Genomic DNA, 24,906 nt, shown 5'->3' on the forward strand with positions numbered 1-24,906 from the left:
GGGATTTCATGTCCGCAAACATCGCCGAAATGGAACGTCGCCGCGCCGCAGCCCGGCTGGGCGGGGGGCAAAAGCGCATCGATGCGCAGCATGCCAAGGGCAAGCTGACCGCGCGTGAGCGGCTGACCGTGCTGCTCGATGAAGGCTCGTTCGAAGAAGTCGACATGTATGTCGAGCACAACTGCGTCGATTTCGGCATGCCCGAACAGACCATTCCGGGTGACGGCGTTGTCACTGGCAGCGGCACGATCAACGGCCGTCTGGTTTACGTTTATGCGCAGGACTTCACCGTGTTCGGCGGGGCCGTGTCGGAACGCCATGCAATGAAGATCTGCAAGGTGATGGACATGGCGATGAAGGTCGGTGCGCCTGTCATCGGCCTCAATGACAGTGGCGGGGCACGCATCCAGGAAGGTGTGGCGTCGCTCGGCGGCTACACCGAGATCTTCCAGCGCAACGTCCTGGCGAGCGGCGTTGTCCCGCAGCTGTCGCTGATCATGGGGCCCTGCGCGGGCGGGGCGGTCTATTCGCCCGCGATGACCGACTTCATCTTCATGGTGAAGGACAGCTCCTACATGTTCGTCACTGGTCCTGATGTGGTCAAGACCGTGACCAACGAGATCGTGACGCAGGAGGAACTCGGCGGGGCGGTAACGCATTCGACCAAAACCTCGGTCGCCGATCTTGCCCTCGAAAACGATATCGAGGCGCTGCTTACCGCGCGTGACCTGATCGATTACCTGCCGGCCAACAACCGTGTTGGCGTGCCCGAGCGGCCCACTACCGATCCCTATGACCGGATCGAGGACAGCCTTGATACGCTGATCCCGGCCAATGCCAACCAGCCTTATGATATGCACGAAGTGGTGCGTAAGGTGCTGGACGAAGGCGATTTCTTCGAGATTCAGCCAACCCACGCCGCCAACATCATCGTCGGCTTCGGCCGGGTCGAAGGGCGCACCGTCGGCGTCGTTGCCAACCAGCCGATGGTGCTGGCGGGCGTGCTCGATATCAACGCCAGCAAGAAGGCCGCGCGGTTCGTGCGGTTCTGCGATGCCTTCGAAATCCCGATCCTGACCTTTGTCGATGTGCCCGGCTTCCTGCCCGGCACAGCGCAGGAGTACGGCGGGATCATCAAGCACGGCGCCAAGCTGCTGTTCGCCTATGCCGAGGCGACCGTGCCGAAGATCACCGTGATCACCCGCAAGGCCTATGGCGGGGCTTATTGCGTTATGAGCTCAAAGCATCTGCGCGGCGATCTCAACTATTCGTGGCCGACCGGCGAAATCGCCGTGATGGGCGCCAAGGGCGCGGTGGAGATCATCTTCCGCCAGGACATCGGCGATCCCGACAAGATCGCCGAACGCACCAAGGAATACGAAGACGCCTTCGCCAACCCCTTCGTGGCAGCGAGCAAGGGCTTTATCGACGAGGTGATCCACCCACGGAATACCAGGCGGCGGATCGCGCTGGGACTGCGGAAGCTGCGCAACAAGCAGCTCGAGAACCCGTGGAAGAAGCATGACAATATTCCGCTATGATCAACTGGGTCGGCGCTTTGTTTTTCATGGCCGCGAGTGCCTGCTTTTCGTGGGAGTTGCGCGCTGCGTTAAGGGACAAGATTACGTTCTTTGATGGCTGGTATGGAGAGCGTGAGTGGTCGCCGGGGCGGTACTGGTTCGGAGTAACGTTAAACGTTTCGGCGCTGGCCATCTGTGTTGTCGTTGGTGTCGGGTCGCTTTGGAATGCGGTAAAAGGGTAGGACACGGAAATGAAACTAGGCCGCCTCAACCACATCGGCGTGGCAACACCGTCCATCGCGGACTCCATCGTCTTCTACCGCGACGTCATGGGCGCGACGAAGATTCATGAGCCGTTCGATCTGGAATCCCAGGGCGTGAAGGTCTGCTTCGTCGATACGCCGGGCGCCGATGGTGCGCTCAACGGCACGCAGATCGAACTGATCGAGCCGCTGCCGGGCAACACCTCGATCCAGAGCTTTCTCGACAAGAACCCCGCCGGCGGCCAGCATCACGTCTGCTACGAAGTGCCCGACATCCACGCCGCCAAGGCCGAGTTCGAGGCCATGGGCAAGCGCGTGCTGGGCGAACCGCGCATTGGGGCTCACGGCACGCTGATCTTCTTTATCCACCCCAAGGACATGGGCGGGGTGCTGACTGAAATCATGGAAACGCCAAGCGAGGATACGCACTGGTCGAATTGAAGCACGTGTCAGCCCGGACTTGTTCCGGGCCAGTGCTGCCTGTGGGGCAGTGAAGGATGATAGCACCGCCCCGGAACAAGTCCGGGGTGACAAGTGAGAGGATGAGTACGGTGGCAGACTACGAAACGATCCTGACCGAGCGCGTGGGCAATGTGCTCAAGATCACCCTCAACCGGCCAGAGCGGCTCAATGCTGCTTCGATCCCGCTGGCGGACGAGCTGGGCGCGGCCTTCTATGACCTGGGCGATGCGCGCGCGGTGGTGATCACCGGGGCGGGCAAGGGCTTTTGCTCGGGCGCCGACCTGGCGGCCCGCGGCGAAGCGAGCGCCTTGCAGCAAAAGGGCGGCAGCCACCGCGCGCTGCAGAACCACTACAACCCGCTGGTCAGCCAGATCCTGCGTGCGCCGGTGCCGGTGGTGACCGCGGTCAATGGCGCCGCGGCCGGCGTCGGTTGCTCAATTGCCCTCGCTGGCGATTTCGTGCTGGCCGGCAAGAGCGCCTATTTCCTCCAGGCCTTCGTCAACATCGGGCTGGTGCCCGACGGCGGCAGCACCTGGCTGCTGGCCCGCGCCATCGGCCGCGCCCGCGCCACCCGGATGATGATGCTGGGCGAAAAGATCAGCGCCGAGCAGGCCGAAGACTGGGGCTTGATCTACAAGGCAGTCGACGATGCCGTGCTGATGGACGAGGCAATGGCGCTCGCCACCCGCCTGTCCGAAGGGCCGACCGTGTCCTATGCCACCATGAAGGCCAACATCCAGACCGCGCTTGATGGCACCCTGCCGCAGGTGCTTCTGGCCGAAGCGGAAGGCCAGCGCATTGCCGGCGCCAGCGACGACGCGCGCGAGGGCGGTCTGGCCTTCCTCCAGAAGCGCAAGGCCGAGTTCAAGGGCCGCTGATGCTGTTTTTCAACAGCCCGAACCCGGCGCCTAACCCGCGCCGGGTCCGCATCTTTGCGGCGGAGAAGGGGATCGCGCTGCCCATGCGCGATCTCTCGATTCCGGCTCGGGAGCACAAGTCCGAAGAATTCCTGGCGATCAACCCGCGCGGCCAAATCCCCGCGCTGCAACTCGATGACGGCACTGTGATCGCCGAAAGCGTCGCGATCTGCCGCTATCTCGAAGCGCTGCACCCGCAGCCACCGCTGTTCGGCACCGGGGCGCTGGAACAGGCCCGGGTCGAAATGTGGAGCCGCCGTGCCGAACAGGTGCTGGGCACTCCGGTCAGCGCGGTCTGGGTCCACACGCACCCGTTCACTGCGCGCCTGCCCAGCCGCAACGCCGAATGGGGCGAGGCGAACCGCCCGCGCGTCGATGATGCCATGCGTTTCTTCGATGTCTCGCTGGAAGGCCGCGAGTTCCTCGCCGCCGATCACTTCACGATCGCCGATATCCTGCTGCTGACCACAATCGACTTCGCTGGCTTCATCGGCATTCCGATCCCTGACGATCTTCCCTCCCTGCGCGCCTGGCACGCGCGCGTTTCCGCCCGGCCCAGCGCCGCGGCTTGAATGGTGTACCAATGACGAAACCGACCGTTACCGAATGGCAGGCTGCAGCGGCCAAGGAAGTGAAGGGCAAGGACCTTACCTGGAACACGCCCGAGGGCTTTGCGATCAAGCCGCTGTACACGGCTGAGGACGCTGGCGATCCGGGCCTGCCCGGCTTTGCGCCATTCACCCGCGGCGTGCGCGCCTCGATGTATGCCGGACGTCCCTGGACGATCCGCCAGTATGCGGGCTTCTCGACCGCCGAGGAATCGAACGCCTTCTATCGCCGCAACCTGGTGGCCGGGCAGAAGGGGCTTTCGGTCGCCTTCGACCTTGCCACGCACCGCGGCTATGACTCGGATCACCCGCGCGTGGTCGGCGATGTCGGCAAGGCCGGCGTGGCGATCGACAGCGTCGAGGACATGAAGATCCTGTTCGACGGCATCCCGCTCGATCAGATGTCGGTCTCGATGACCATGAACGGCGCGGTGATCCCGATCCTAGCCTTCTTCATCGTTGCCGGGGAAGAGCAGGGGGTTGCCCGCAACCTGCTCGACGGAACCATCCAGAACGACATCCTCAAGGAGTTCATGGTCCGCAACACCTATATCTACCCGCCCGAGCCGAGCATGCGGATCGTCTCGGACATCATCGCCTATACCTCGGCGGAAATGCCCAAGTTCAACTCGATCTCGATCTCGGGCTATCACATGCACGAAGCCGGGGCGACGGCGGTGCAGGAGCTGGCCTTCACGATTGCTGACGGCAAGGAGTACGTCGAACGCGCGATGGCCGCCGGGCTCGACATTGACAAGTTCGCCGGCCGCCTCAGCTTCTTCTTCGGCATCGGCATGAACTTCTTCATGGAAGTCGCCAAGCTGCGCGCCGCGCGGACGCTGTGGCACCGGGTGATGGATGGGCTGGGCGCCAAGGACGAACGCAGCAAGATGCTGCGCACGCACTGCCAGACTTCGGGCGTCTCGCTGCAGGAGCAGGACCCCTACAACAACGTCATCCGCACCACGATTGAAGCGATGGCAGCCGTGCTGGGCGGCACGCAAAGCCTCCACACCAATGCGCTCGACGAGGCGATTGCCCTGCCGACCGATTTCTCGGCCCGGATCGCGCGCAACACCCAGATCGTGCTGGCCGAAGAAAGCGGGATCACCAAGGTCGTCGATCCGCTCGGCGGGTCCTATTACGTCGAGGCGCTGACTTCGACGCTGGTGGAAGAGGCCTGGAAGCTGATCGAGGAAGTAGGCGCGCTGGGCGGCATGACCAAGGCGGTCGCCTCTGGCATGCCCAAGCAGCGGATCGAACAGGCCGCCGCCGCCAAGCAGGCGCGGATCGACCGGGGCGAGGACGTGATCGTCGGCGTCAACAAGTACAAGCTGGCGCAGGAAGACCAGCTCGACACGCTGGAGGTGGACAACCACGCCGTGCGCGATGCCCAGATCGCCCGGATCAAGGCGGTCAAGGCCGCGCGGGATGAGGCCAAGTGCCAGGCCGCGCTGGCCGCGCTGGCCGCCGGGGCAAAGGGCGGGGAAAACCTGCTGGCACTCGCCGTCGAAGCCGCCCGCCACCGCGCCACACTGGGCGAAATCAGCGATGCGATGGAAAGCGTGTTCGGCCGCTATGGCACCCAGCCGGTGCCGGTGACCGGGGTCTATGGCCCCGCCTATGCCGAGGACGCGCGCTACAACCAGGTGCTGGAAGGGGTCGAAGCGGTTACCCGCCGCCTGGGCCGCAAGCCGCGCTTGCTCGTCGCCAAGATGGGCCAGGACGGCCACGACCGCGGCGCCAACGTGATCGCCAGCGCGTTTACCGACATGGGCTTTGACGTGACCTCCGGCCCGCTGTTCCAGACGCCGGAAGAGACCGTGGCGCTGGCGCTGGAGAAGGATGTCGACGCCGTCGGCGCCTCCTCGCTCGCCGCCGGGCACAAGACGCTGGTTCCGCAGCTGATCACCTTGCTCCGCGACGCCGGACGCCCCGACATCAAGGTCATCGCCGGCGGCGTCATCCCGCCGCAGGACTATGACTTCCTGCGCGAAGCGGGAGTGCAGGGGATCTACGGCCCCGGCTCCAACGTCGTCGAATGCGCTGCCGACATGCTCCGCCTGCTTGGCCACAATATGCCGCCTCTCGAGGCCTAAGGAACGATAAGATGTTCAAGAAAATCCTCATCGCCAACCGTGGTGAAATCGCTTGTCGGGTGATCAAGACCGCCCGCCGGATGGGTATCCAGACCGTCGCGGTCTATTCCGATGCCGATGCCCGCGCGCCCTTCGTGCAGATGGCGGATGAAGCGGTCCACATCGGCCCGTCGCCCGCCGCGCAAAGTTATCTGATCGCGGACAAGATCATCGCAGCCTGCAAACAGACCGGGGCCGAAGCGGTTCATCCGGGCTATGGCTTCCTGTCCGAGCGGACCAGCTTTGCCGAGCAGCTCAAGGCCGAGGGGATCGCCTTTATCGGCCCGCCGGTCGGCGCGATTGCGGCGATGGGGGACAAGATCGAATCCAAGAAGCTCGCCAAGGAAGCGGGGGTCAATGTCGTCCCCGGCTTCGTCGGCGAGATCGAGGATACCGAGCACGCGGTGCGGATCTCGAACGAGATCGGCTATCCGGTGATGATGAAGGCCAGCGCCGGCGGCGGCGGCAAGGGCATGCGCCTAGCCTATGACGAAAAGGACGTGCGCGAAGGCTTCGAGGCGGTGAAGCGCGAGGGCCTGAATTCCTTCGGCGATGACCGCGTGTTTATCGAGAAGTTCATCCTCAATCCGCGCCACATCGAGATCCAGATTCTGGGCGACCAGCACGGCAACATCCTCTACCTCAACGAGCGTGAGTGCAGCATCCAGCGCCGCCACCAGAAGGTGGTGGAGGAAGCGCCATCGCCCTTCGTCACGCCGAAGATGCGCAAGGCGATGGGCGAGCAGTGCGTCGCCCTGGCGCGGGCTGTCGGTTACTACAGCGCGGGTACGGTGGAGCTGATCGTCTCGGGCGCGGACCCGACGGGGGAGAGCTTCTATTTCCTCGAAATGAACACCCGCCTGCAGGTGGAGCACCCGGTCACCGAATGCATCACCGGGATTGACCTTGTCGAGCAGATGATCCGCGTTGCCGCGGGCGAGAAGCTGGCCTTCACCCAGGATGACATCAAGATCGATGGCTGGGCGATCGAGAACCGCGTCTATGCCGAAGATCCCTATCGCGGCTTCCTGCCCTCGACCGGGCGCCTGGTGCGCTATCAGCCGCCGGTGCCGGGCTGGGAGGATGATGGCGAGGCCAATGGTCGCCGCGGTCTGGGCGGCGTGCGGGTGGATGACGGCGTCTATGAAGGCGGCGAAGTTTCGATGTTCTATGACCCGATGATCGCCAAGCTGATCACCTGGGGCCAGACCCGCGATGAGGCGGCAGATCTGCAGATCGCCGCGCTTGACCGGTTTCAGCTCGAAGGGCTGGGTCACAACGTCGATTTCGTCTCGGCGATCATGCAGCATCCGCGCTTCCGCTCGGGCGAACTGACCACCGGCTTCATTGCCGAGGAGTACCCCGACGGCTTCACCGGCGCGGCGACCTCGGCCGAAACCGCCAAGCACCTTGCCGCCATCGCCGGCTTCATCGCCACGGCCCGCGCCGACCGCGCGCGCCAGATCGATGGTCAGCTCGATGGCGAGCTGGAGCCGCCGTACGACTGGTCGGTGACGATCGGCGGACAGGCTTATGCCGTCAGCCTTGACGAGGAGATCACCGTCGATGGCGAAGCGATCGATCTGGCCATGGAGTACACACCGGGCGAGCGGCTGGTCGAAGCCGAGGTGGGTGACATGAGCTATGGCGTGAAGGTTGAACCGAGCCGCACCGGCCTGGTGATGACCACGCGCGGGGCGATCCACAAGGTGCAGATCCTGCCGGCCAGCGTGGCCCACCTGACCAAGCACATGATCGAGAAGGTCCCGCCGGACCTCTCCAAGTTCCTGATCTGCCCGATGCCGGGGCTGCTGGTTGCGCTCCATGTCAATGAGGGTGACAAGGTCGAGGCTGGCCAGCCCTTGGCCGTGGTCGAGGCGATGAAAATGGAGAACATCCTCCGCGCCGAGAAGTCCGCGACTGTGAAGAAGGTCAATGCCAAGGCTGGGGACAGCCTGGCGGTCGACGCGGTGATCCTGGAACTGGAGTAGCGGGCCGGGCGTTCACCGCCATGCCCACCGTCTGGACCATCGGTTACGAGCAAACCGCGATGCCTGCCTTCCTTGCCGCCCTGCAAGGGGCGGGCATTGAGGTCCTCGCCGATGTCCGCGCGATAGCTGCGTCACGAAGGCCTGGCTTCTCCAAGAACGCGCTGGCGGCAAATCTGGCTGAAGCAGGGATCGAATACCGCCACTTTCGCGCGCTTGGCACGCCGGCCGATGGCCGGGCGGCGGCGCGAGCGCTGGATCTGCCAAAGCTGGAGCGGATCTATGCCGGCCAGCTCGAACTGCCCGAAGCCCTCGCTGCCGGCGCTGAACTCGCCGCCCTGGCCCGCGAACGCCGCGTGGCACTGCTCTGCTATGAGCGAGAGCCTGGCTGCTGTCACCGCACCTTGCTGCGCAAGGCTATGCTGGCGGACTGCGACGCGGTCGATCTCTACCCCTAGCCCACCAGCGCCACCGCCCGGATCCACCCGGCGCTGGCGCCTTCGATCTTCACCGGGAAGCAGCTTAGCGTAAAGCCGTGCGGGGGCAGGGCGGCGAGGTTGGTGAGCTTTTCGATCTGCCAATAGGGGCGGATGCGGCCAGCCTTGTGGCCTTCCCAGATGATCGCCGGGTCCCGCTTTTCCGCCCAGCGGCGGGCGGTGTGGCTGAAAGGGGCGTCCCATGACCAGGCATCGGTGCCGACCACCTCGACCCCGCGCTCGGTCAGCCAGAGTGTCGCTTCGGCGCCGAGGCCGACGCCCTGGTCGGTGAAGTTCTCGGTGCCATAGATTGCGCCCGACTGGACCAGCACGATGTCGAGCGGCTGGAGCGTGTAGCCGATCCGCGCCAGCTCTGCCTCGACTTGGGCGGCGCTGACGACGGTGCCGTGGGGCAGGGCGCTGAAGTCCAGCTTCACGCCGGGGCGGAAGAAGCGGTCAAGCGGCGCCTCGTCAATGCTCGGGGCCTTGCGGGCACCGCTGTCGGTGGTGGAATGGTAATGCCACGGCGCGTCCATGTGGGTGCCGTTGTGGGTCGAGAGTGTCAGCGTCTCCACCGCCCAGCCTTCGCCATCGGGCAGGTCTTCCTTCTGCAGGCCCGGAAAGAACAGCGCGATCTGTTCCCAGCTGGTCTCATGCGTGGTGTAGTGGATCTGCGGCCGCATCACCGGCGGGTCGGAGACCACGTGGTTGGTGATCGGAATCGAGAGATCGATGAATTGCATTGTCCACCCCGCCTTGACCGGCTTTACGTTTACGTTAAGGTCAACTCATGAGCCTACCTGCAATCCTAGCCGCCGCCCGCCCGACCGCAACCGGTCTTGTCGCCACAATCACTGAAGAGTGGATGCAGGGCCGTACCTCCTATGGCGGGCTGTCGTCCGCCCTTGCGCTCGAAGCCGCGCGCCAGGTGGCGGATGATCTGCCGCCACTGCGCTCGGCCACCATCAACTTCGTCGGACCGCTGGCGGGCGAGGTGGAGGTTGCCACGCGAGTCCTGCGCCGTGGCCGCAACGCCACCTGGATCGCGGCCGAAGTCACCAGCGAGGCTGGCATCGGCCTGACCGCAACCTTCGTTTTCATGGGCCCCGTGGAGAGCAGCCTGCACCTCCACGATGCGCCGCCGCCCCAGGGCCTGATCCCGGTCGACGAGGCCGCAGTGCTCCCCGAACACCTTGGCCCGCTGTTCACCCGCAACTTCGAACGCCGCTTCGCCATGCCGCGCGGCGATGACAAGGTCCCCGAGCTGGTCTGGTGGGTCCGCCTCAAGGAGCGCGCCGGGATCGACCCGATGGTCGAACTGTTGCTCTGCGCCGATGCCCTGCCGCCGGGGGTGATGCCGCTGATGAGCAAGACCACGGCGGTCAGCTCGATGACCTGGATCGTCAACCTCCTTACTCCAGCGCCCGTCAGCCGCGATGGCTGGTGGCTGCTGCGCGCTGCCGGCAACTATGCCGAACACGGCTGCTCCAGCCAGGACATGGGCATCTGGAACGCCGATGGCGAGGCAATCGCTGCGGGCATGCAATCCATCGCCCTGTTCGGCTAAGCCAGCCGCCGCCCCATCACCAGCTTGAACGCGGCAAAGCCGACCAGGCCCGCCGCCGCAGTGCCAACGTGCATCAGCCAGAAGCTGGGCGTGTCCATGGTCGAATACCAGCCGCCGATGATCCCCACCGTCTTGTTGGCGGCGAAGAAGGTCAGGTAGTAGATCCCGACCACGGTCGCGACGATCGCCTTGGGCGCCACTTTGGTGAACAGCGCCAGGCTGACCGGCATGATGTGCGAGAAGCCGATCGAGTTGAGCAGGTGGAACATCACCGGCCAGAACAGCCCGATCTTGCCCGACCCTTGCGTGATCGCGGCCAGGTAAAGGCACAGCCCGCCGCCCATCACGAAGACCGAGCCGATGATCATCTTGCCGATCTCGTCCGGCTCCCACGCGCCCTTGTCGCTGCGCCACTTCCAGAACAGCGCGACCGCCGCCAGCATCGAGAAGCTGAGCGCCGCGTCGATCGTGATCATGTAGCTGGTGGGGAGCGTGGTGCCAAAGAAGGTCAGCTGGAAATGCTCATCCGCCCAGACCAGGTAGGCGTTGAAGATCTGCTGGTTGGTCAACATGGCGAGCGCCAGGATCGGGATCAGCAGCAGCAGAGCAAAGACCCGCGGCCGGTCTGCCGCCGTCACCGCCGCCAGGAGGCCGAGCGCGACGGCCAGGCCCACTTCGCCCGAAAAGCCGATGGCGGCAAAATCCGGCACCAGCTTGCCCAGCACGAACAGCACGGCCAGTGCCGCAGCGGTGAAGCCCAGCAGCCGCTTGCTGTCCAGCCCATCGGCAGAGGCCTTGGCATCGGCCGCCCGGTCCTCCTTGGGCAGCCACGGCCCGGCCTTGATGTAGAGCAGCAGCCCCGCCACCATCACCACGCCGGCCGTGCCAAAGCCGTAATGCCAGCCGACCTTTTCACCCAGCGTGCCCGAGATCAGCGGCGCGATGATCACACTGACGTTGATCGCGATGTAGAAGATCTGGAAGGCCATGGCCCGGCGCAGGTCGTTGGGGCCGTACAGCTCACCCACCTGGCTGGCGATATTGCCCTTGAACAGCCCGACGCCGACCACCAGCGCCAGCAGGGCGAACAGGAACAGCCCCTCGAAAGCCATCAGGAAGTGGCCCAGCGCCATGACCACGGCACCCGCCAGCAGCGTCGCCCGCCGCCCCAGCCAGCGGTCGGCAATCAGGCCGCCGGCGATCGGGGTCAGGTAGACCAGGCTGGTGTAATCACCGAAGATTGCCGAGGCGAGCGGCTGGCCTTCCTTGCCATCATAAGCCGCGCCTTGCAGCCACTGCAGGCCGATAACGTTGCCGATATGCTCGGGCAGCAGCAGGTACTTAACCATGTAGAGCACCAGCAGCGTCTGCATGGAATAGTAAGAGAACCGCTCACACCCTTCGACAAAGGCGAGGTATCCCAGCCCCTTGGGATGGCCCAGGAAGGCCCGGTCATGGGCGGGCAGTTCAAGCTCTGGCGTGGCTTCGGCGGCAGTCATGTCATCCCCCCGGATGGTTTCGTTGGTAACTGGCTACCCGCCGGGACGGATCGAGGCAAGCGGCACCGGCGGCGCAGCAGCGTTACGTTGGACTTGACACAGTTGACACCTTGTCCGCTTCTTCCAACATCGCGAACCCCGCAGAAAAGCTGGGGTTCCAGTGTGAAGCAGGCTGTTTGTACGACTGGGCGAAGAAAAAAACCTGCCCCAGACACACCAAGGCCGCGCAGCCGGCGCGGCCTATTGCGGTCAGGACGGGCGGCAACGCGACTCATCGCGCGGGGCTGGGCTGGGGCATGGCCAGGAGGATGACAGGTTTTCGCAGTGTAGGAAAATGCCGCTCAAAAATGCGCCGTCGCATTGAACGAGATGTAACGCGTGTCGCCGCCTGCCGGGGCGTTGGGCGCGCGGTGCAGGAAGTGGCCTTTGATCAGGGTCAGCGCGTCGATTTCCAGTTGCAGGCGTTTTGGCACTGCCCACCAGCGCACGCGGCCTTCGATCTGCTGGCCGGCGAAGCGGCCGGTGCGGCCGAGCGGATCGCGCACGCCAGTGGTGGCGAAGGCATCGGTGGCCGAGGCGAGCCACATTGCGCGGTAGCTGGCGAAGAAATCGAGCCGCTTTGACGGTGCGGCTTCGAACCGCACGCCGGGGGTGACGATGTTGGCGCGGGCTATGGCGTTGTAGAGGCCGGCTGGGGCGAGGTCGGCGCGGCGCATCCCGAACAGTGTATCGAACCGGCCATAGTGCGCACCGCCGGAATCGCCGCTGGCATAGTCGAACTCGAGCGAGAGCCGCGCGCCAAGCGCGCCGGGGAAGGTGTAGCCAGCATCGGCATGGGCGAACCAGGCGCGCACCGGCTTGCGCGGGGCCGTGGCGGCCAGCGACGTGCTGGCGCGGCCCCATTGGCCGATCACCTCAACCTCGTGATCGAACTGGCCGGCCTTGGGATCGCGGATCAGCCGCAGGCCGATGGTATTGAGCGAGCGGTCGCGGCTGGGGCGGCCCGGCGCGTCGCGCTCACCCAGGTGGAAGAACGTGACTTCGGCCATGGTCCGCCCGATCGCCTGGGGCTTGGCCACCAGTCCGCCCCACAGCACCAGGTCGAAGCTCTCGCGGTCTAGTGCCACGCGGTTGCTGGCCAGGCCCTGCGGATCGTCAGGCCGCCGGCTCTGCGGCAGGACATAGATCGCTGTCGCGGTGAGCCCGCTTTTCAGCGTCAGGTCGGCGCGCAGGCCGGTGTAGCTGTTGGTGGTGTTGCGATAGTCGTCCGCCGCGACCAGCCGGCGCGAGCCCAGGTTGAGCAGCGAGCGCCCCGCTTTCAGCGTCAGCTTGCTGCCCGGCCCGAACGGCGCGGTGATATCGGTGGCGACATAGGCCGAGACCAGTTCGAGCGTATTGACCTCACCGGTGGTGACCGGCGTGCCCGGCTCTTGCAGATAGACGCGGCTGTCCCACAGTTCCCCGCCGATCCGCCAGCTATCCTGGCGGTACTCAGCGGCCAGGATGGTGCGGACGTTGAACAGGTCGTCATTGCGATCAAACCCGACCCGTGCCTGGTTTTCGATCGCCTCATACCGCGCTCGAACGCTGCCTGACAGCGACAGGCCATCTTCGGCCTGCGCGACCTGCGCAGAAAGAGTAACAACCGGAACGATCAGAGCAATCAGACGCATACACCCTCCATCGGCCCTGGCGCGCCAGGGTTGCAGCAGGATGACGCTTGAGCGGCATGGCCGCTTACGGCCGGGAGGTCATCTTGCCCCGACGCGCTGCTGATTAGCGTCAGCACCGACCGGCGGCAAGGCCTGGAGCACCGCGTGATCGCCCAGCGCCAACTTGTCCGCGCCATCATGCCGCGCCCGATGCGGGGCGGATCAGCCATGCAGGCCAGCACTATCGCCAGTTTACGCTCTGTGCGAGAGGCTGGATGGCTGGCGCGGCTGGAACTGACGTTCAGTTACTTCCAGCGGGAAGAGCGCGGCAATCGCTGATGAGGATATCGCAATGGATCTGAGGATCGCGGGGCGCAAGGCGCTGGTCAATGGCGGCAGCGCGGGCATGGGGCGCGGGGCGGCGCTGGCGCTGGCGCGCGAGGGGGCCGAGGTGTTCTTCTCGGCGCGCGGAGCCGAACGGCTGGAAGCCACCTGCACCGCCATCGCCGCCGAGACCGGCGCGAAAGTGCACGCGATCATCGCCGATCACGCCAGCGACGTGGGCCGCGCGGCGATCCTGGCCGCTTGCCCCGATCCCGATATCTTCGTCGCCACCTGTGCCCCTCCGCCGTTTACCGGCGATTTCCGCGATGTTTCGCGTGAGGCGCTCGCCCAGGCGGTGGCAACGGCGCTGCTCAGCCCGATCGATTACATCAAGGCCGTTACCGTGCCGATGGTTGAGCGGCGCTGGGGGCGGATCGTCAATATCAGCACCGGGGCGGCGAAGTACCCCGCGGCGATGCGGGTGCTTTCCGGCCCGCCGCGTGCGGCCCTGGCCAACTATTGCCACGCGATCTCGAAGGAGCTGGCGCCGCATAACGTCACGATCAATTCGGTGCTGCCGGGGATGCACCACACCCCGGGGATTGAGGAGGTGCTGGGCCCCCGCGCCGCGGCCAACGGGCGCAGCTATGACGAGGAAGTCGCCGCTTTCGTCAAGGCTGTGCGCATTCCCGCCGGGCGCTTTGGCGATGCCGAGGACCTGGGCGCGCTGGTTGCCATGTTCTGCAGCGATCAGGCGAGTTACGTCACCGGCCAGTCACTGGTGGTTGATGGCGGGATCGGCACGTCGACGTTCTAGGCCGACCCCGGCATCCCCTATCCGGCGTTCGCCACGCGGATGATCCCGCCAATCAGCGAGCCGAGCACGAAGATGTAGATCGGCGGCATCGAGATATAGAGCGGGATCAGCCGCTTCTCGGCCGCCTTGTGATAGCCCAGCGCATAGAGCACCCGCATGAACGGCCAGATCGCGCCGATCCCGGCCGCCCACACCGGGCTGACGACAAAGGCAAACAGCCACAGGCCGGGCAGGAACAGCGCCAGGTGTTCCAGGGTGTTCTGGTGCGCGCGGACATAGCGTTCATACTCGGGCGGCCCGCTGTGCGACGGTGGCTCGATCTTGAAGCGCCCCCGCGCCAGCCCGGCCATCAGCAGGGTGAAGTAATAGGCCAGCAGCGCCAGCGCGCTGACGATCACGACATAGCTGTAAGGATCGGTCATGGATGCGTGTGCCTTCCCCCAAGGAAGCGCCAAGGCTGGCTGAACCCAGGCGGGGCGGCAACTCGCACTTTTGCAGCCTAGAAGACTGCGTGATCGCCTCGCTCAACCTGTTCGGTGCCATCGATCAACCGGCGGTAATAGTCGAACAGCAGGTCGCTGCCGGTCGCGGGGGTGGCCTCGGCGTCATAGCGCCCGGTGGCGGGATCGCGCACCAGCATCGATTCGGTCGCATAGTAACGGCCGATCCGGGCAAGATCAGCCTTGCGGGCCGCCGCGGGCAAGACATGGCCGAGCAGGCTGAGCAGCGCGATAATGGCGTCGAGCACTTTGACCGAGACGTGGCGAAAGCGCGGCGGCTGGCCCAGCAGCCGGAACAGCGCCTCGCCCTGATCACGCGGGGTTATCGCAGGACCGGGGCCGCCGATTGGAAGGATGCGGTTGTGGCGGCCCGGGTCCGTCACGCAATCGGCCAGGAAGGCGCCCAGGTCGCGGTCGCTGATCGGCTTGCAGGCGGTCAGTCTGCCATCGCCAAACACCAGAAAAGGCTTGCCTTGCCGCACCCGCTCGACCTGGCCTGACAGCGACTTGAAGAACGCGGTCGGCCGGACGATCGACCAGGTCAGGCCCGATGCGATCAGCGCTTGTTCAAAGGCCAGTTTGGCGTGCTGGAACGCCAGCAGCGGCTTTTGCACGCAGATCGCCGAGAGCAGGATGAATTGCGGGATGCCAGCCTGCTGCGCGGCGGCGAGCGCTGTCATATGCGCGCGGTAATCGATCGCCCAGGCATCGTCCGGACTGCCCGTGCGCGAAGCGAGGCAGGACAGCACGGCATCGAAGCGCTCGCCCCGGATGCCGTCGCGGCTGAGCCAGTCTGGGTCGGTCGGATCGCCCACCCGGACGGTCGCGCCTGCCAGGGTATCGATTTGGCGCCGGCTGAGGCAGACCACCCTGTGTCCGCGCCCCAGCAGCGCCTGCACAGTCGCGCGGCCGATCGTACCGGTCGCACCCAGCACAAGCACGCGCCGGCCGGATCGGTCCGCTTCGCTCTGGCCTGCCGATTGGTTTGGAGTGTCCGGAATAACTGCTGCCCGCGCTTGTTTTGCCGATTGATCGGACCAGCCGGTCGGATCGTCAACTCCGATCTTGGGCGGCCTATCTCAACCGCCAGTGTTCCTTCGGTCGGCCCAGACTAAACCCCCACCGATAGCGGCGCAGAGGAGCAGGCGATGGGCATTCTCGACAAGTTTCGGCTCGATGGCCAGGTTGCGGTGGTGACCGGGGCCGGCAAGGGGATCGGGCGGGCGATCGCGCTGGGCCTGGCCGAGGCGGGGGCGGATGTGGCGGTGGCCTCGCGCACCCAGGCCGATCTCGATGCCGTGGCGGCGGAAATCCGGGCGCTGCGGCGGCGGGCGTTGCCGCTGGTGACCGATGCGACCGATGCCGCCGCGCTCGAGCGGCTGGCGGCGGAAACCGTGCGCCAGCTCGGCAAGCTGACGATCTGGGTCAACAATGCCGGCGGCATCCCCGATGGCACGCCGCGCTATCTGACGCGCACTTCGGAGGACAGTTTCGACGCGCAGATCGCGCTAAACCTCAAGGGCGTCTGGCTGGGCGCGACCATCGCCGCGCGGGCGATGAGCGCCGATGGCGGGGCGATCATCAACATCTCCTCGCGCTCGGCCTATGGCCCGCAGGTGAAGAACGGGCCCTATGGCGCGGCCAAGGCAGCGGTGAACAGCCTGACGACCACGCTGGCGGTGGAAGTGGCGCCGAAGATCCGCGTCAATGCCGTCGCGCCGGGACCAATCCCGACCGAGAACTTCGACGATTGCATGGGCACCGACACCGAGGAAAAGCGCGCCAAGCTGCTGGAGATGATCGGCATCCCGCTGGGCCGCTATGGCGAGCCAGAGGATATCGCCGCAGCCGTGGTCTACCTCGCCTCGCCCGCCTCAAGCTGGGTGACGGGGCAGTGCCTTTATGTCACCGGCGGCCGCTGAGTTCCGCGTCAAGGAACGTCGCCACTTCGCCAAGGTCCACGTCCTTCGCCAGGAAGGCTTCGCCGATCTGACGGAGGAGGACGAAAGGCAGGGTGCCGGCGTCCATCTTCTTGTCGTGCAGCATGTGCGCGACCAGGGCCTGACCATCGCAGTTGAGGCCGAGCGTGGCGATCTCGCTCGCCATGCCGACATCGGTGAAATGGGCGGCGATCCGCTCTGCATCCGCCGCCGCAATCAACCCGCGCCGGGCCGAGAAGCGCGCGGCGAGGACCATGCCAAGCGCGACGCCTTCGCCGTGGAGCAGGCGGTTGGAAAAGCCGGTCTGCGCTTCCAGGGCATGGCCGAAGGTGTGGCCGAGGTTGAGCAGGGCGCGCAGGCCCAGCGTCTCGCGCTCGTCGGCCTTGACGATGGCCGCCTTGGCCGCGACCGAATGGGCGACGGCATATTCGCGCAACGCTGCGTCTCCGGCCAGCATCGCCGCGCCATTGATCACGCACCAATCGAAGAACGGCGCATCGCCGAGCAGGCCGTATTTCACCACCTCGGCATAGCCGGCCAGCAGCTCGCGCTGCGGCAGGGTGCCCAGCGCATCGAGATCGGCGAGCACAAGGGCGGGCTGATGGAACGCACCGACCAGGTTCTTGCCAGCCGGCGTGTTGATCGCGGTCTTGCCGCCGACGCTGGAATCAACCTGGGCGAGCAGTGTGGTGGGAACCTGGATGAAGTTACAGCCACGCTTCAGGATCGCGGCGGCGAACCCGGTCAGATCGCCAATCACCCCGCCGCCGAGCGCGATAATGTGATCGCCGCGCTCCACTTCCTCGGCCAGCAGCCAGTCAACCGTGGCGGCAAGCTGCTCCCAGCTCTTGGTCGCCTCGCCCGGTGGTAGAATGCGCCAGGCCGCTTCGTGTCCGGCAGCCGCCAGCGAGGCTTCGACCGCGGCCCCGCAGGCCTTGTGGACATGGGCATCGGTCACGATCGGCACGCGCCGCTTGCGCAGGCGCGGTCCCGCGAGTTCGGCCAGCCGTGGCAGCAATCCGCTGCCTACCTGGACCTCGTAAGGGCGCCCAGCGATGTCGACCGGGATTACAGCCATGCGTCGATTTCCTTCAGAACCCGCGCCACCGTGCGCGCCTGCGGGCCGCGACCCGAGGTAATATGGATCGGCGCCTCGGCATAGGCCGGGCGGCGCTCTTCACGCAGCCGGGTCAGGATTTCGCGCGGGTCGCCCTGGCGCAGCAAAGGCCGGGTGTTCTTGCGCGCGGTGCGCTCAACCAGGGTGTCAATATCGGCGTCAAGCCAGACCGTGATCGCCTTTGACAGGATCAGCGCCCGGGTTTCGGGGTTGACAAAGGCCCCCCCGCCGGTCGCGATCACTTTACGCCGTTCATGGACATTGGCGCCATCCATCAACCGCGCGATTACGCGCCGCTCGCCATCACGGAAGGCGGCTTCGCCGTGGCGCTCAAAGATTTCGGCAATGGTCAGCTGTGCCGCTTCTTCGATCGCCTCGTCAGCGTCGACGAAGGGCAAGTGGAGCAGGGTGGCGAGGCGCCGCCCGATGCTCGACTTGCCGGTGCCCATCATCCCCACCAGCACGATCGGACGATCGATCCGCCGCGCCAGGGCGGCGATCTCAGCATTCGAAAGCTCGGTTTCGTCATGGTCCATTGCGGCCCTGCCTATAGATGGGCTAACCGGGTTCGCAAGTATGGGACGGGTTTCAGCGCAGAAAGGCAACGTGTGGCGGTGAGCATGCGCAAGGGATGGCTGGTGCTGGCTCTGGCCGCTGCCGCGTTGCTGGGCTGGGCCTGGCACGACGGCGGCGAAGTCCCGCAACGCCTGATTGCGCAGCCGGTTACGCTGCCCGGAGTGAACGCATGAAGCGGAGTGCTCTGCTGCTGACGCTTGGCTCGGCCCTGGCGCTTACTTCGGCGTTGGTTGTGGCGCAGGATGCGCCCGAATCGCTGCTGCCGCCCGGCTTTGACAAGCCGCGCGCGGCACCGAAACAGGCCCCGGCGGCGCCGGTGACTGTGACCAAAGGCAGCACCAGCAGCGGATCATCCAGCGTTTCGGTGCCAGTGGTCCAGCAGGTGCCGGGCGCAGCAGCCGGTTCCGCCGCGCCCGGTCTGCCGCCGGGCGTTCGCGTGCCGACCCTGCAAGAGCTGGAGCGGATGTCCCCGGAAGAGCTTGACGAGCTGCTCGGCCTCAAGCCGCGGTCCGACATGCCGCCTGCCGCCCGCCGCTCGCTGAAGCAGGTTGGCGTGCTGGCCGATTACGAGGGCGGGCTGCCCGCCGGAGCGCTGGCTAACCAGAGCGGGGCGCTGGTCCGCGCCGCGCTCGATGGCAACAAGGGGCAGCTTGTCTCGCGCTGGGGGCATATCCTGCTGCGCCGCGCGCTGGCTTCGCGGCTCGATGCACCGCAGGGCATGAACCCGGCCGATTTCGCTGCCAGCCGCGCCGCCCTGCTGGTGCGGATGGGTGAGGGCGAAGTGGCCCGCGCCGTGGTGCAGGATGTCGATGCCGGCAACTTCACTGACAGCCTGACCCGCGCCGCGCTTGATGCCTATGCCTTCACCGCCGACATCACCGGGATCTGCCCGGTCATCGCGGTCCAGGGCGGCGCGCGCAAGGATGCCGAATGGCGCGTGCTGCGCACCGTTTGCCAGGCCTTCCAGGGCGATGGTGCCGCTGCCATGGCGCAGCTGGACCGGATGCAGGGCGGCAAGGTCTGGCCTGAGATCGATATGCTGCTGGCGCAGAAATACGCCGGGGCCGCCGGTAAATCCCGCCGGGCCGTGACGATCGAGTGGGACGGGGTCAGCGTGATGACCCCGTGGCGTTACGCCTTCACCATTGCGACCGGGCTTGAGCCGCCAGCGGCGCTGATGCGCAATGCCCCTGATCGCTATGCCTATGCCGCTGCGCTGGCGCCGATGGTACCGCTGACCACGCGGGCGAGCGGGGCGGACAAGGCCGCCGCCGCCGGAATTCTCTCCAGCGCGGCAATGGTCGATCTCTACAGCCAGATCTATGCGCAGGAAGACATTACGGGCGAATGGGCCGACCGGGCAGGCCTGCTGCGCACGGCCTATACCGGAGAGACGCCCAAGGACCGGATGGCCGCGATTGCCCAGTTGTGGGATGGTGCCAGCGATCCCCGAACGCGCTATTCGCGCCTGGTGCTGACCGCCTATGCCGCTGCGCGCATGCCGGTGGAAGATGGCTTTGCCGGCCAGTCGGCCGATCTGGTTGCGGCGATGCTGGCCGCGGGGCTTGATGCCAATGCGCTGCGCTGGACGCCGCAGGCCGAGGTTGGCTCGCTGACCTGGGCGCAATTGACGCTGGCCTCGCCAGTGCGCGGCAACCTGGTGGCATCGGGCGCGCTGGAATCGTTCTATTCCGACGACGCGAGCGACAATTACCGCAAGTCACGCTTCCTGCTCGCCGGCCTTGCCGGTCTTGGCCGGGTTGATCAGGCCGTGGCCGCGAACTTCGCGGCGAAGCTGGAGATTGACCTTAACCGCCAGACCCGCTGGACCCGGTTGATTAGCCAGGCTGCGGATGTGAACAACCCGGCGCTGGTATGCTTCCTGGCGGGCGTGGGAATGCAGGGCGATGGCTGGGACAAGATGACCAGTGTGCACCTCTATCACATCGTCTCGGCGCTTAACCGGGTGGGCCTTTCCGCCGAAGCCCGGATGATTGCGGCCGAGGCAGTGGCGCGGGGATAAGGGCCCTGTCCGCCGCGGTCGAGGCGTTCCTCGCCATGCTGGCTGCAGAGCGCGGCGCTGCGGCCAATACGCTGGCCGCTTACCGCCGCGATCTTGAGACTGCTGAGGAAATCATTGGCCCGCTTAGCGGAGCGACCCGCGATGATCTCGCCCGGCTGGCTGGAGCCTGGGTGAAGCTGGCACCCTCCAGTCTTGCCCGCAAATGCTCCGCCCTGCGCCAATGCTTCGGCTTCCTGGTCGACGAAGGCTGGCGCGGCGACGATCCTTCACCCGCGCTGCCGCGCCCGCGCACCCGGCGCCCGCTGCCACGCATCCTTGGTCACGGTGACGTCGAGGCGCTATTCGCGACGGCCGAGGCCGAGGCGGCAAGTGACAGGCCGGAGGCCGTGCGGCTGCTCACCTTGCTTGAGCTGCTTTACGGCTCTGGCCTGCGTGCCAGCGAACTTGTTTCCCTGCCGCTCAACGCCGTGCCGCGCGATGCGCCATTCCTGACGGTTACGGGCAAAGGCGGGCAGCAACGGATGGTCCCGGTGAGTGGTCGTGCGCGGCAGGCGCTGTCGCGTTGGCTGGCGCTCCGCGGTGACAAGGGGCGATTGCTGTTTCCCTCGACTGGCAAGAGCGGCCACCTGACGCGGGTTCGCCTGTTTCAGCTGCTGCGCGCCCTTGCCCTGCGCGCGGGGCTCGATCCTGAACGGGTCAGTCCGCACGTGCTGCGCCATGCCTTTGCCACCCACTTGCTGGAAGGCGGAGCTGACCTGCGCGTGCTGCAAACGCTGCTGGGCCATGCCGACATTGCGACGACCCAAATCTACACCCACGTCGACTCCACCCGGTTGGTGGAACTGGTCAACGCACGGCATCCTCTTGCCCATCGCCGCCCGGCGGGCTAGCGCGGGGGCATGATTTCCTATCTCGAGTTCGAAAAGCCGGTCGCCACGCTTGAAGCGCGGATTGCCGAACTGCGCGCCGCAGCCGAAGGCGGCGATGTCGATATCGCGGCGGAAATCCGCCGGCTTGAGACAAAGAGCGCGGACCTTTTGGCCAGCACCTATGCTGCGTTGACTCCCTGGCAGAAGACCCAGGTCGCGCGGCACCCCATGCGCCCGCATTTCCGCGATTTCATCGCTGGAGCCTTCACCGATTTTGTCCCTTTGGGCGGGGACCGCTGCTTTGGCGAGGATCACGCGATCATCGGCGGGCTGGCCAAATTGGGGAACCGCCGCGTGGTGGTGATCGGGCACGAGAAGGGCCACGACACCCAGAGCCGGATCAAACACAATTTCGGCATGGGCAAGCCCGAAGGCTATCGCAAGGCGATCCGCCTGATGGAACTGGCCAGCCGGTTCGGCCTGCCGGTGGTCACGCTGGTGGACACCTCGGGCGCCTTCCCGGGCGTTGAGGCCGAAGAGCGCGGCCAAGCCGAGGCAATTGCCCGTTCGACCGAGGCCTGCCTGGCGCTGGGCGTGCCAATGGTGGCGGCGATCGTGGGTGAGGGCGGTTCCGGCGGCGCCGTGGCGCTTGCCAGTGCGGAGCGCGTGCTGATGTTCGAACACGCGGTCTATTCGGTGATCAGTCCGGAAGGTTGTGCTTCAATTCTGTGGCGCACCTCTGAAAAGGCGGCCGATGCGGCGGAAGCGATGCGGGTGACTGCTCAGCATCTGCTCGAACTTGGCGTGATCGACCGGATCGTCAAGGAGCCGGTCGGCGGGGCGCATCGCGATCCGCAGCAGGCGATTGCAGCCCTGGCCAAAGCGATCGGCGAAGAGCTCGATGCTCTTGCCAAGCATAGCCCGGCCAAGCTGCGCGCGCTGCGCGAAGAGCGCTTCCTGCGCATCGGTGAAGCCTGACGCGAGGGGGGGCAGCGCCCTGCGCGGGAACTTTTGCTGTTCCAATTCCGTTCATCCGGTCTAGCGATATTACCGGGTCAACTGAACAGGAAAGCTTTTCATGCCTAGCAGTATCAGACACATCGCGCTCGCCTCGGCTGGCCTGGCGACGATCCTGGCTTCGTCGGCATGTGGCGGCGGCGCAGCAAGTGCGCAGGCCGTGGCCAAGCCCGCGCCGGTCCAGGCGATCAGCGCCAAGGACAAGGCCGAAGGGGCCAAGGCGCACCCGCAACTGCTGGAGGAATTTGGCGGTGCCGAGAGCGGACCGCAGGCGGCCTACGTCGAGACCGTTGGCAAGAACATTGCGGTTCAGTCAGGCCTCAGCAATGCGCGCGGGGACTTTACGGTAACGCTGCTCAACTCGCCGGTGAACAACGCCTTCGCCATTCCTGGCGGCTATATCTACACCACGCGTCAGCTCGTTTCGCTGATGAACAACGAGGCGGAACTGGCCGCGGTGCTGGGCCATGAGGTTGGCCACGTCGCCGCACGCCATGCCGCAAAGCGCCAGAGCGCGGCAACCAAGAATACCATCTTCGGCGTGCTCGGTGCCGTGCTGGCAGGTGCTGTCCTGGGCAACAACCAGGTCGGACAGGCGTTGCAGCGCACCCTGCTGCAGGGTTCGCAGCTGCTGACGCTGCGCTATTCACGCGGGCAGGAGACCGAATCCGACAACCTTGGCATCGATTACCTGCGCCGCGCGGGTTATGATCCGCGGGCGATGAGCACGGTGCTACAATCGCTTGCCAATCAGAATGCACTTGATGCGCGGTTGATGGGATCGAGCAATCAGGTGCCCGAATGGGCCTCGACTCACCCGGATCCGGCCTCGCGCGTGCGCACGGCGCTGGCGCGGGCGGGTAGCAGTGCCACGGGTGTAACCAATCGCGACACCTTCCTGACCCGGATCGCCGGCATGACCTATGGCGACGATCCCAGGCAGGGCGTTGTCGATGGACGCCGGTTTACCCATCCGGACCTGAAGCTTGCCTATGATGCGCCAAGCGGGTTTTACATGATGAACGGCACCCGCGCCGTTTCGATCAATGGCCAGTCGGGCCGCGGGCAGTTTACCACCGGGCCGTTCTCGGGCGATCTCGATGCCTATGTGCGCGACGCCTTTGGCGCGCTGACTGAGCAGGGCCAGCAGAAGATCGATCCGGGCCAGGTCAGCCGGACCACGATCAATGGCCTGCCCGCTGCCTATGCGACGACGCGGGTCAACACGGGTCAGTCGACGGTTGAGGTTACCGTCTTCGCCTATCAGTTCGGGCCGGACCAGGCCTTTCACTTCGTGACGATCACCCAGCCAGGCGGGACCGGCGTGTTCGATCCGATGTTCCGATCGATGCGGCGGATCACGGCGGCCGAAGCGGCGGCGATCAAGCCCCGCAAGCTGGCGGTGATCGCGGCGCGACCGGGGGATACGGTCCAGTCGCTGGCCAGCCGCATGGCCTATACCGACGCGCCGCTGGACCGGTTCCTGGTGCTCAACGGCCTGACCGCCAACAGCCGCATCGTTCCTGGTCAGAAGATCAAGCTGGTAACCTACTGAACGATTGCTCCAGACAAACGAAAGAGGGCGGCGGGTTTCCCCGCCGCCCCCAATTCTGTTGGCCTTTCGGCCGTGCCGATTAGGCGCCAGCCGAACCGTTGGCGGTCGCCATGCTGTCACCGGCAGTGTTGAAGGTGGTCTTCAGTTCGTTACCCAGACCCTGCATGGCAGTGATCGCAGCAACGGCGATGAGAGCGGCGATGAGGCCGTATTCGATCGCGGTGGCACCAGCTTCGTCACGGAACAGCTTGTTGATGAACTTCATGGTCAGTCTCCTGTAGCAGTCTTCAGTACCCGGCTCTTTCCCTGTCACCCGGATCGAGCGATCCCCGAGTTAGGTGATAAGTCTTGCGAAATGTTTAACCGCCGGTCGCAGCCTCGTTGGAAGCAGCAACCTTAGTGTTGACAGTGGTCCAGACTTCCATGTTGGCGTCGGCAAATCTTTGCAGAGCACTAAACATGGCAATCACGACCAGTCCCACGATCAGCCCCATTTCAACGGCCGACGTGCCCCGTTCGTCACGGATCAGGTTTATGAGGAGTTTGTTCTTCATCGTTCCCTCTCCGCGTTTGGTGCGGGTGAGGGTTGAGATCGCATCACAGTCCTAACGATTTATTGAGAACGGACCTTAACGTGCAAAATAATCCGACAATCATTCCGGTGGTGGCGGCCGCTCTGATTGCCGCCAATGGCCGGATACTGCTGCACCAGCGCAAGCTGGATGGAGCGCTTGGCGGGCTATGGGAGTTTCCGGGAGGCAAGGTGGAACCGGGGGAAAACCCTGATTCGGCGCTGGTTCGCGAACTGGCAGAGGAACTGGGCGTGGCCGTCGATCCGGCGGATCTTGTCTATCTCGCCAGCGCCAGCGAGCCCGGCAATCCACATGTCATTCTGCTTTACACTTGCCGCGTCTGGGCCGGAGAACCGGTCTGTCTGGCTGGGGAGGCCATAGCCTGGGTAGCCCCGCAGGACCTGCTGGCGCATGAAATGCCGCCGCTCGACGTGCCGCTGGCACAGGCACTGATTTCGTCGATTTAGCCGCTTGCCAAGCCGGAACGACCTGCCTATGAGCGCCAC

27 protein-coding genes are annotated in these 24,906 nt (G+C 65.6%); 18 read left to right on the forward strand and 9 right to left on the reverse strand.

The genetic code is table 11. From position 1 onward, the window contains the following. The first annotated feature begins 8 nt into the window (after positions 1–8). The 8 genes from FRF71_RS11405 to FRF71_RS11440 all read left to right on the forward strand — a co-directional run bounded on the left by FRF71_RS11405 (position 9) and on the right by FRF71_RS11440 (position 8,354). Entirely contained in the window at positions 9–1,541 is a 1,533-nt protein-coding gene (locus tag FRF71_RS11405) for an acyl-CoA carboxylase subunit beta (protein ID WP_147090770.1), read from the forward strand. Continuing rightward, a complete protein-coding gene (locus tag FRF71_RS11410) occupies positions 1,538–1,762 on the forward strand; it encodes a hypothetical protein (RefSeq protein WP_147090771.1) in 225 nt (74 codons plus the stop codon). Before FRF71_RS11405 ends, FRF71_RS11410 begins: the two co-directional genes overlap by 4 nt. Positions 1,763–1,771: 9 nt before the next feature. After that, positions 1,772–2,224 (forward strand): methylmalonyl-CoA epimerase, encoded by a 453-nt coding sequence (gene mce / locus FRF71_RS11415; protein WP_147090772.1) that lies wholly within the window; start codon positions 1,772–1,774, stop codon positions 2,222–2,224. 101 nt (positions 2,225–2,325) lie between these two features. Continuing rightward, complete coding sequence (locus tag FRF71_RS11420) at positions 2,326–3,123, forward strand: enoyl-CoA hydratase-related protein (RefSeq protein ID WP_147090773.1); 798 nt, start codon at positions 2,326–2,328, stop codon at positions 3,121–3,123. Further along, positions 3,123–3,734 (forward strand): glutathione S-transferase family protein, encoded by a 612-nt coding sequence (locus FRF71_RS11425; RefSeq protein WP_147090774.1) that lies wholly within the window; start codon positions 3,123–3,125, stop codon positions 3,732–3,734. The genes FRF71_RS11420 and FRF71_RS11425 overlap by 1 nt, the downstream gene beginning before the upstream one ends. 11 nt (positions 3,735–3,745) lie before the next feature. Next, complete coding sequence (scpA, locus tag FRF71_RS11430; RefSeq protein WP_147090775.1) at positions 3,746–5,869, forward strand: methylmalonyl-CoA mutase; 2,124 nt, start codon at positions 3,746–3,748, stop codon at positions 5,867–5,869. Positions 5,870–5,880: 11 nt separating this feature from the next. Beyond that, positions 5,881–7,899, forward strand: a complete 2,019-nt coding sequence (locus FRF71_RS11435) for an acetyl-CoA carboxylase biotin carboxylase subunit (RefSeq protein WP_147090776.1) — start codon at positions 5,881–5,883, stop codon at positions 7,897–7,899. A gap of 20 nt (positions 7,900–7,919) precedes the next feature. Then, entirely contained in the window at positions 7,920–8,354 is a 435-nt protein-coding gene (locus FRF71_RS11440; protein ID WP_147090777.1) for a DUF488 domain-containing protein, read from the forward strand. Here the strand turns inward: FRF71_RS11440 and FRF71_RS11445 are convergent. After that, positions 8,351–9,115 carry a cyclase family protein gene (locus FRF71_RS11445; protein ID WP_147090778.1) on the reverse strand — a complete coding sequence of 255 codons (765 nt, stop codon included), beginning with the start codon at positions 9,113–9,115 and terminating at the stop codon, positions 8,351–8,353. The genes FRF71_RS11440 and FRF71_RS11445 overlap by 4 nt on opposite strands. 47 nt (positions 9,116–9,162) lie before the next feature. Here FRF71_RS11445 and FRF71_RS11450 point away from each other — a divergent pair, with 47 nt between their 5' ends. Then, positions 9,163–9,939 (forward strand): acyl-CoA thioesterase, encoded by a 777-nt coding sequence (locus FRF71_RS11450; protein ID WP_147090779.1) that lies wholly within the window; start codon positions 9,163–9,165, stop codon positions 9,937–9,939. On the opposite strand, the gene FRF71_RS11455 is transcribed toward FRF71_RS11450, so the two are convergent. Further along, positions 9,936–11,438 carry a peptide MFS transporter gene (locus FRF71_RS11455; protein ID WP_147090780.1) on the reverse strand — a complete coding sequence of 501 codons (1,503 nt, stop codon included), beginning with the start codon at positions 11,436–11,438 and terminating at the stop codon, positions 9,936–9,938. The two genes, FRF71_RS11450 and FRF71_RS11455, sit on opposite strands and share 4 nt — an antisense overlap. Before the next feature lie 341 nt (positions 11,439–11,779). After that, on the reverse strand, positions 11,780–13,111 hold the full coding sequence (locus FRF71_RS11460) for an alginate export family protein (RefSeq protein ID WP_147090781.1): 1,332 nt from the start codon (positions 13,109–13,111) through the stop codon (positions 11,780–11,782). A gap of 144 nt (positions 13,112–13,255) precedes the next feature. Between FRF71_RS11460 and FRF71_RS15475 the strand changes: the two genes are divergently transcribed. Beyond that, complete coding sequence (locus tag FRF71_RS15475; RefSeq protein ID WP_161597957.1) at positions 13,256–13,429, forward strand: hypothetical protein; 174 nt, start codon at positions 13,256–13,258, stop codon at positions 13,427–13,429. Positions 13,430–13,442: 13 nt separating this feature from the next. Next, positions 13,443–14,231: an SDR family oxidoreductase gene (locus tag FRF71_RS11465; protein WP_147090782.1), complete on the forward strand. Its 789-nt coding sequence runs from the start codon at positions 13,443–13,445 to the stop codon at positions 14,229–14,231. Positions 14,232–14,248: 17 nt separating this feature from the next. Here FRF71_RS11465 and FRF71_RS11470 read toward each other — a convergent pair whose 3' ends face one another. Both FRF71_RS11470 and FRF71_RS11475 read right to left on the reverse strand, forming a co-directional pair. Next, entirely contained in the window at positions 14,249–14,653 is a 405-nt protein-coding gene (locus FRF71_RS11470) for an MAPEG family protein (RefSeq protein WP_147090783.1), read from the reverse strand. 77 nt (positions 14,654–14,730) lie between these two features. Beyond that, a complete protein-coding gene (locus FRF71_RS11475) occupies positions 14,731–15,672 on the reverse strand; it encodes an NAD(P)H-binding protein (protein ID WP_238339211.1) in 942 nt (313 codons plus the stop codon). Positions 15,673–15,879: 207 nt separating this feature from the next. On the opposite strand from FRF71_RS11475, the gene FRF71_RS11480 reads away from it, so the two are divergent. Then, complete coding sequence (locus FRF71_RS11480) at positions 15,880–16,653, forward strand: SDR family NAD(P)-dependent oxidoreductase (RefSeq protein WP_147090784.1); 774 nt, start codon at positions 15,880–15,882, stop codon at positions 16,651–16,653. Here the strand turns inward: FRF71_RS11480 and aroB are convergent. Both aroB and FRF71_RS11490 read right to left on the reverse strand, forming a co-directional pair. Further along, entirely contained in the window at positions 16,637–17,749 is a 1,113-nt protein-coding gene (aroB, locus tag FRF71_RS11485) for a 3-dehydroquinate synthase (RefSeq protein WP_147090785.1), read from the reverse strand. The two genes, FRF71_RS11480 and aroB, sit on opposite strands and share 17 nt — an antisense overlap. Beyond that, positions 17,740–18,324 (reverse strand): shikimate kinase, encoded by a 585-nt coding sequence (locus tag FRF71_RS11490; RefSeq protein ID WP_147090786.1) that lies wholly within the window; start codon positions 18,322–18,324, stop codon positions 17,740–17,742. Before FRF71_RS11490 ends, aroB begins: the two co-directional genes overlap by 10 nt. Positions 18,325–18,408: 84 nt before the next feature. Between FRF71_RS11490 and FRF71_RS15715 the strand changes: the two genes are divergently transcribed. The 5 genes from FRF71_RS15715 (at position 18,409) to FRF71_RS11510 (ending at position 23,828) form a co-directional block, all read left to right on the forward strand. Beyond that, positions 18,409–18,537 carry a hypothetical protein gene (locus FRF71_RS15715; RefSeq protein WP_272949940.1) on the forward strand — a complete coding sequence of 43 codons (129 nt, stop codon included), beginning with the start codon at positions 18,409–18,411 and terminating at the stop codon, positions 18,535–18,537. Further along, positions 18,534–20,387 (forward strand): hypothetical protein, encoded by a 1,854-nt coding sequence (locus FRF71_RS11495; RefSeq protein ID WP_147090787.1) that lies wholly within the window; start codon positions 18,534–18,536, stop codon positions 20,385–20,387. The genes FRF71_RS15715 and FRF71_RS11495 overlap by 4 nt, the downstream gene beginning before the upstream one ends. Further along, positions 20,384–21,277 (forward strand): tyrosine recombinase, encoded by an 894-nt coding sequence (locus FRF71_RS11500; protein WP_147090788.1) that lies wholly within the window; start codon positions 20,384–20,386, stop codon positions 21,275–21,277. The genes FRF71_RS11495 and FRF71_RS11500 overlap by 4 nt, the downstream gene beginning before the upstream one ends. Positions 21,278–21,286: 9 nt before the next feature. After that, positions 21,287–22,234, forward strand: coding sequence for an acetyl-CoA carboxylase carboxyltransferase subunit alpha (locus tag FRF71_RS11505; RefSeq protein WP_147090789.1), 948 nt, complete (start codon positions 21,287–21,289; stop codon positions 22,232–22,234). Positions 22,235–22,334: 100 nt separating this feature from the next. Further along, on the forward strand, positions 22,335–23,828 hold the full coding sequence (locus FRF71_RS11510; protein WP_147090790.1) for a M48 family metalloprotease: 1,494 nt from the start codon (positions 22,335–22,337) through the stop codon (positions 23,826–23,828). Positions 23,829–23,907: 79 nt separating this feature from the next. On the opposite strand, the gene FRF71_RS11515 is transcribed toward FRF71_RS11510, so the two are convergent. Next, positions 23,908–24,093, reverse strand: coding sequence for a Flp family type IVb pilin (locus tag FRF71_RS11515; RefSeq protein ID WP_147090791.1), 186 nt, complete (start codon positions 24,091–24,093; stop codon positions 23,908–23,910). 94 nt (positions 24,094–24,187) lie between these two features. Continuing rightward, on the reverse strand, positions 24,188–24,382 hold the full coding sequence (locus FRF71_RS11520; protein ID WP_147090792.1) for a Flp family type IVb pilin: 195 nt from the start codon (positions 24,380–24,382) through the stop codon (positions 24,188–24,190). An 80-nt stretch (positions 24,383–24,462) separates the two neighbouring features. Between FRF71_RS11520 and FRF71_RS11525 the strand changes: the two genes are divergently transcribed. Continuing rightward, on the forward strand, positions 24,463–24,867 hold the full coding sequence (locus FRF71_RS11525; protein WP_272949941.1) for a (deoxy)nucleoside triphosphate pyrophosphohydrolase: 405 nt from the start codon (positions 24,463–24,465) through the stop codon (positions 24,865–24,867). Positions 24,868–24,906: the final 39 nt, after the last annotated feature.

The sequence above is a fragment of the Novosphingobium ginsenosidimutans genome (genome assembly GCF_007954425.1).
Lineage (GTDB): Bacteria > Pseudomonadota > Alphaproteobacteria > Sphingomonadales > Sphingomonadaceae > Novosphingobium > Novosphingobium ginsenosidimutans.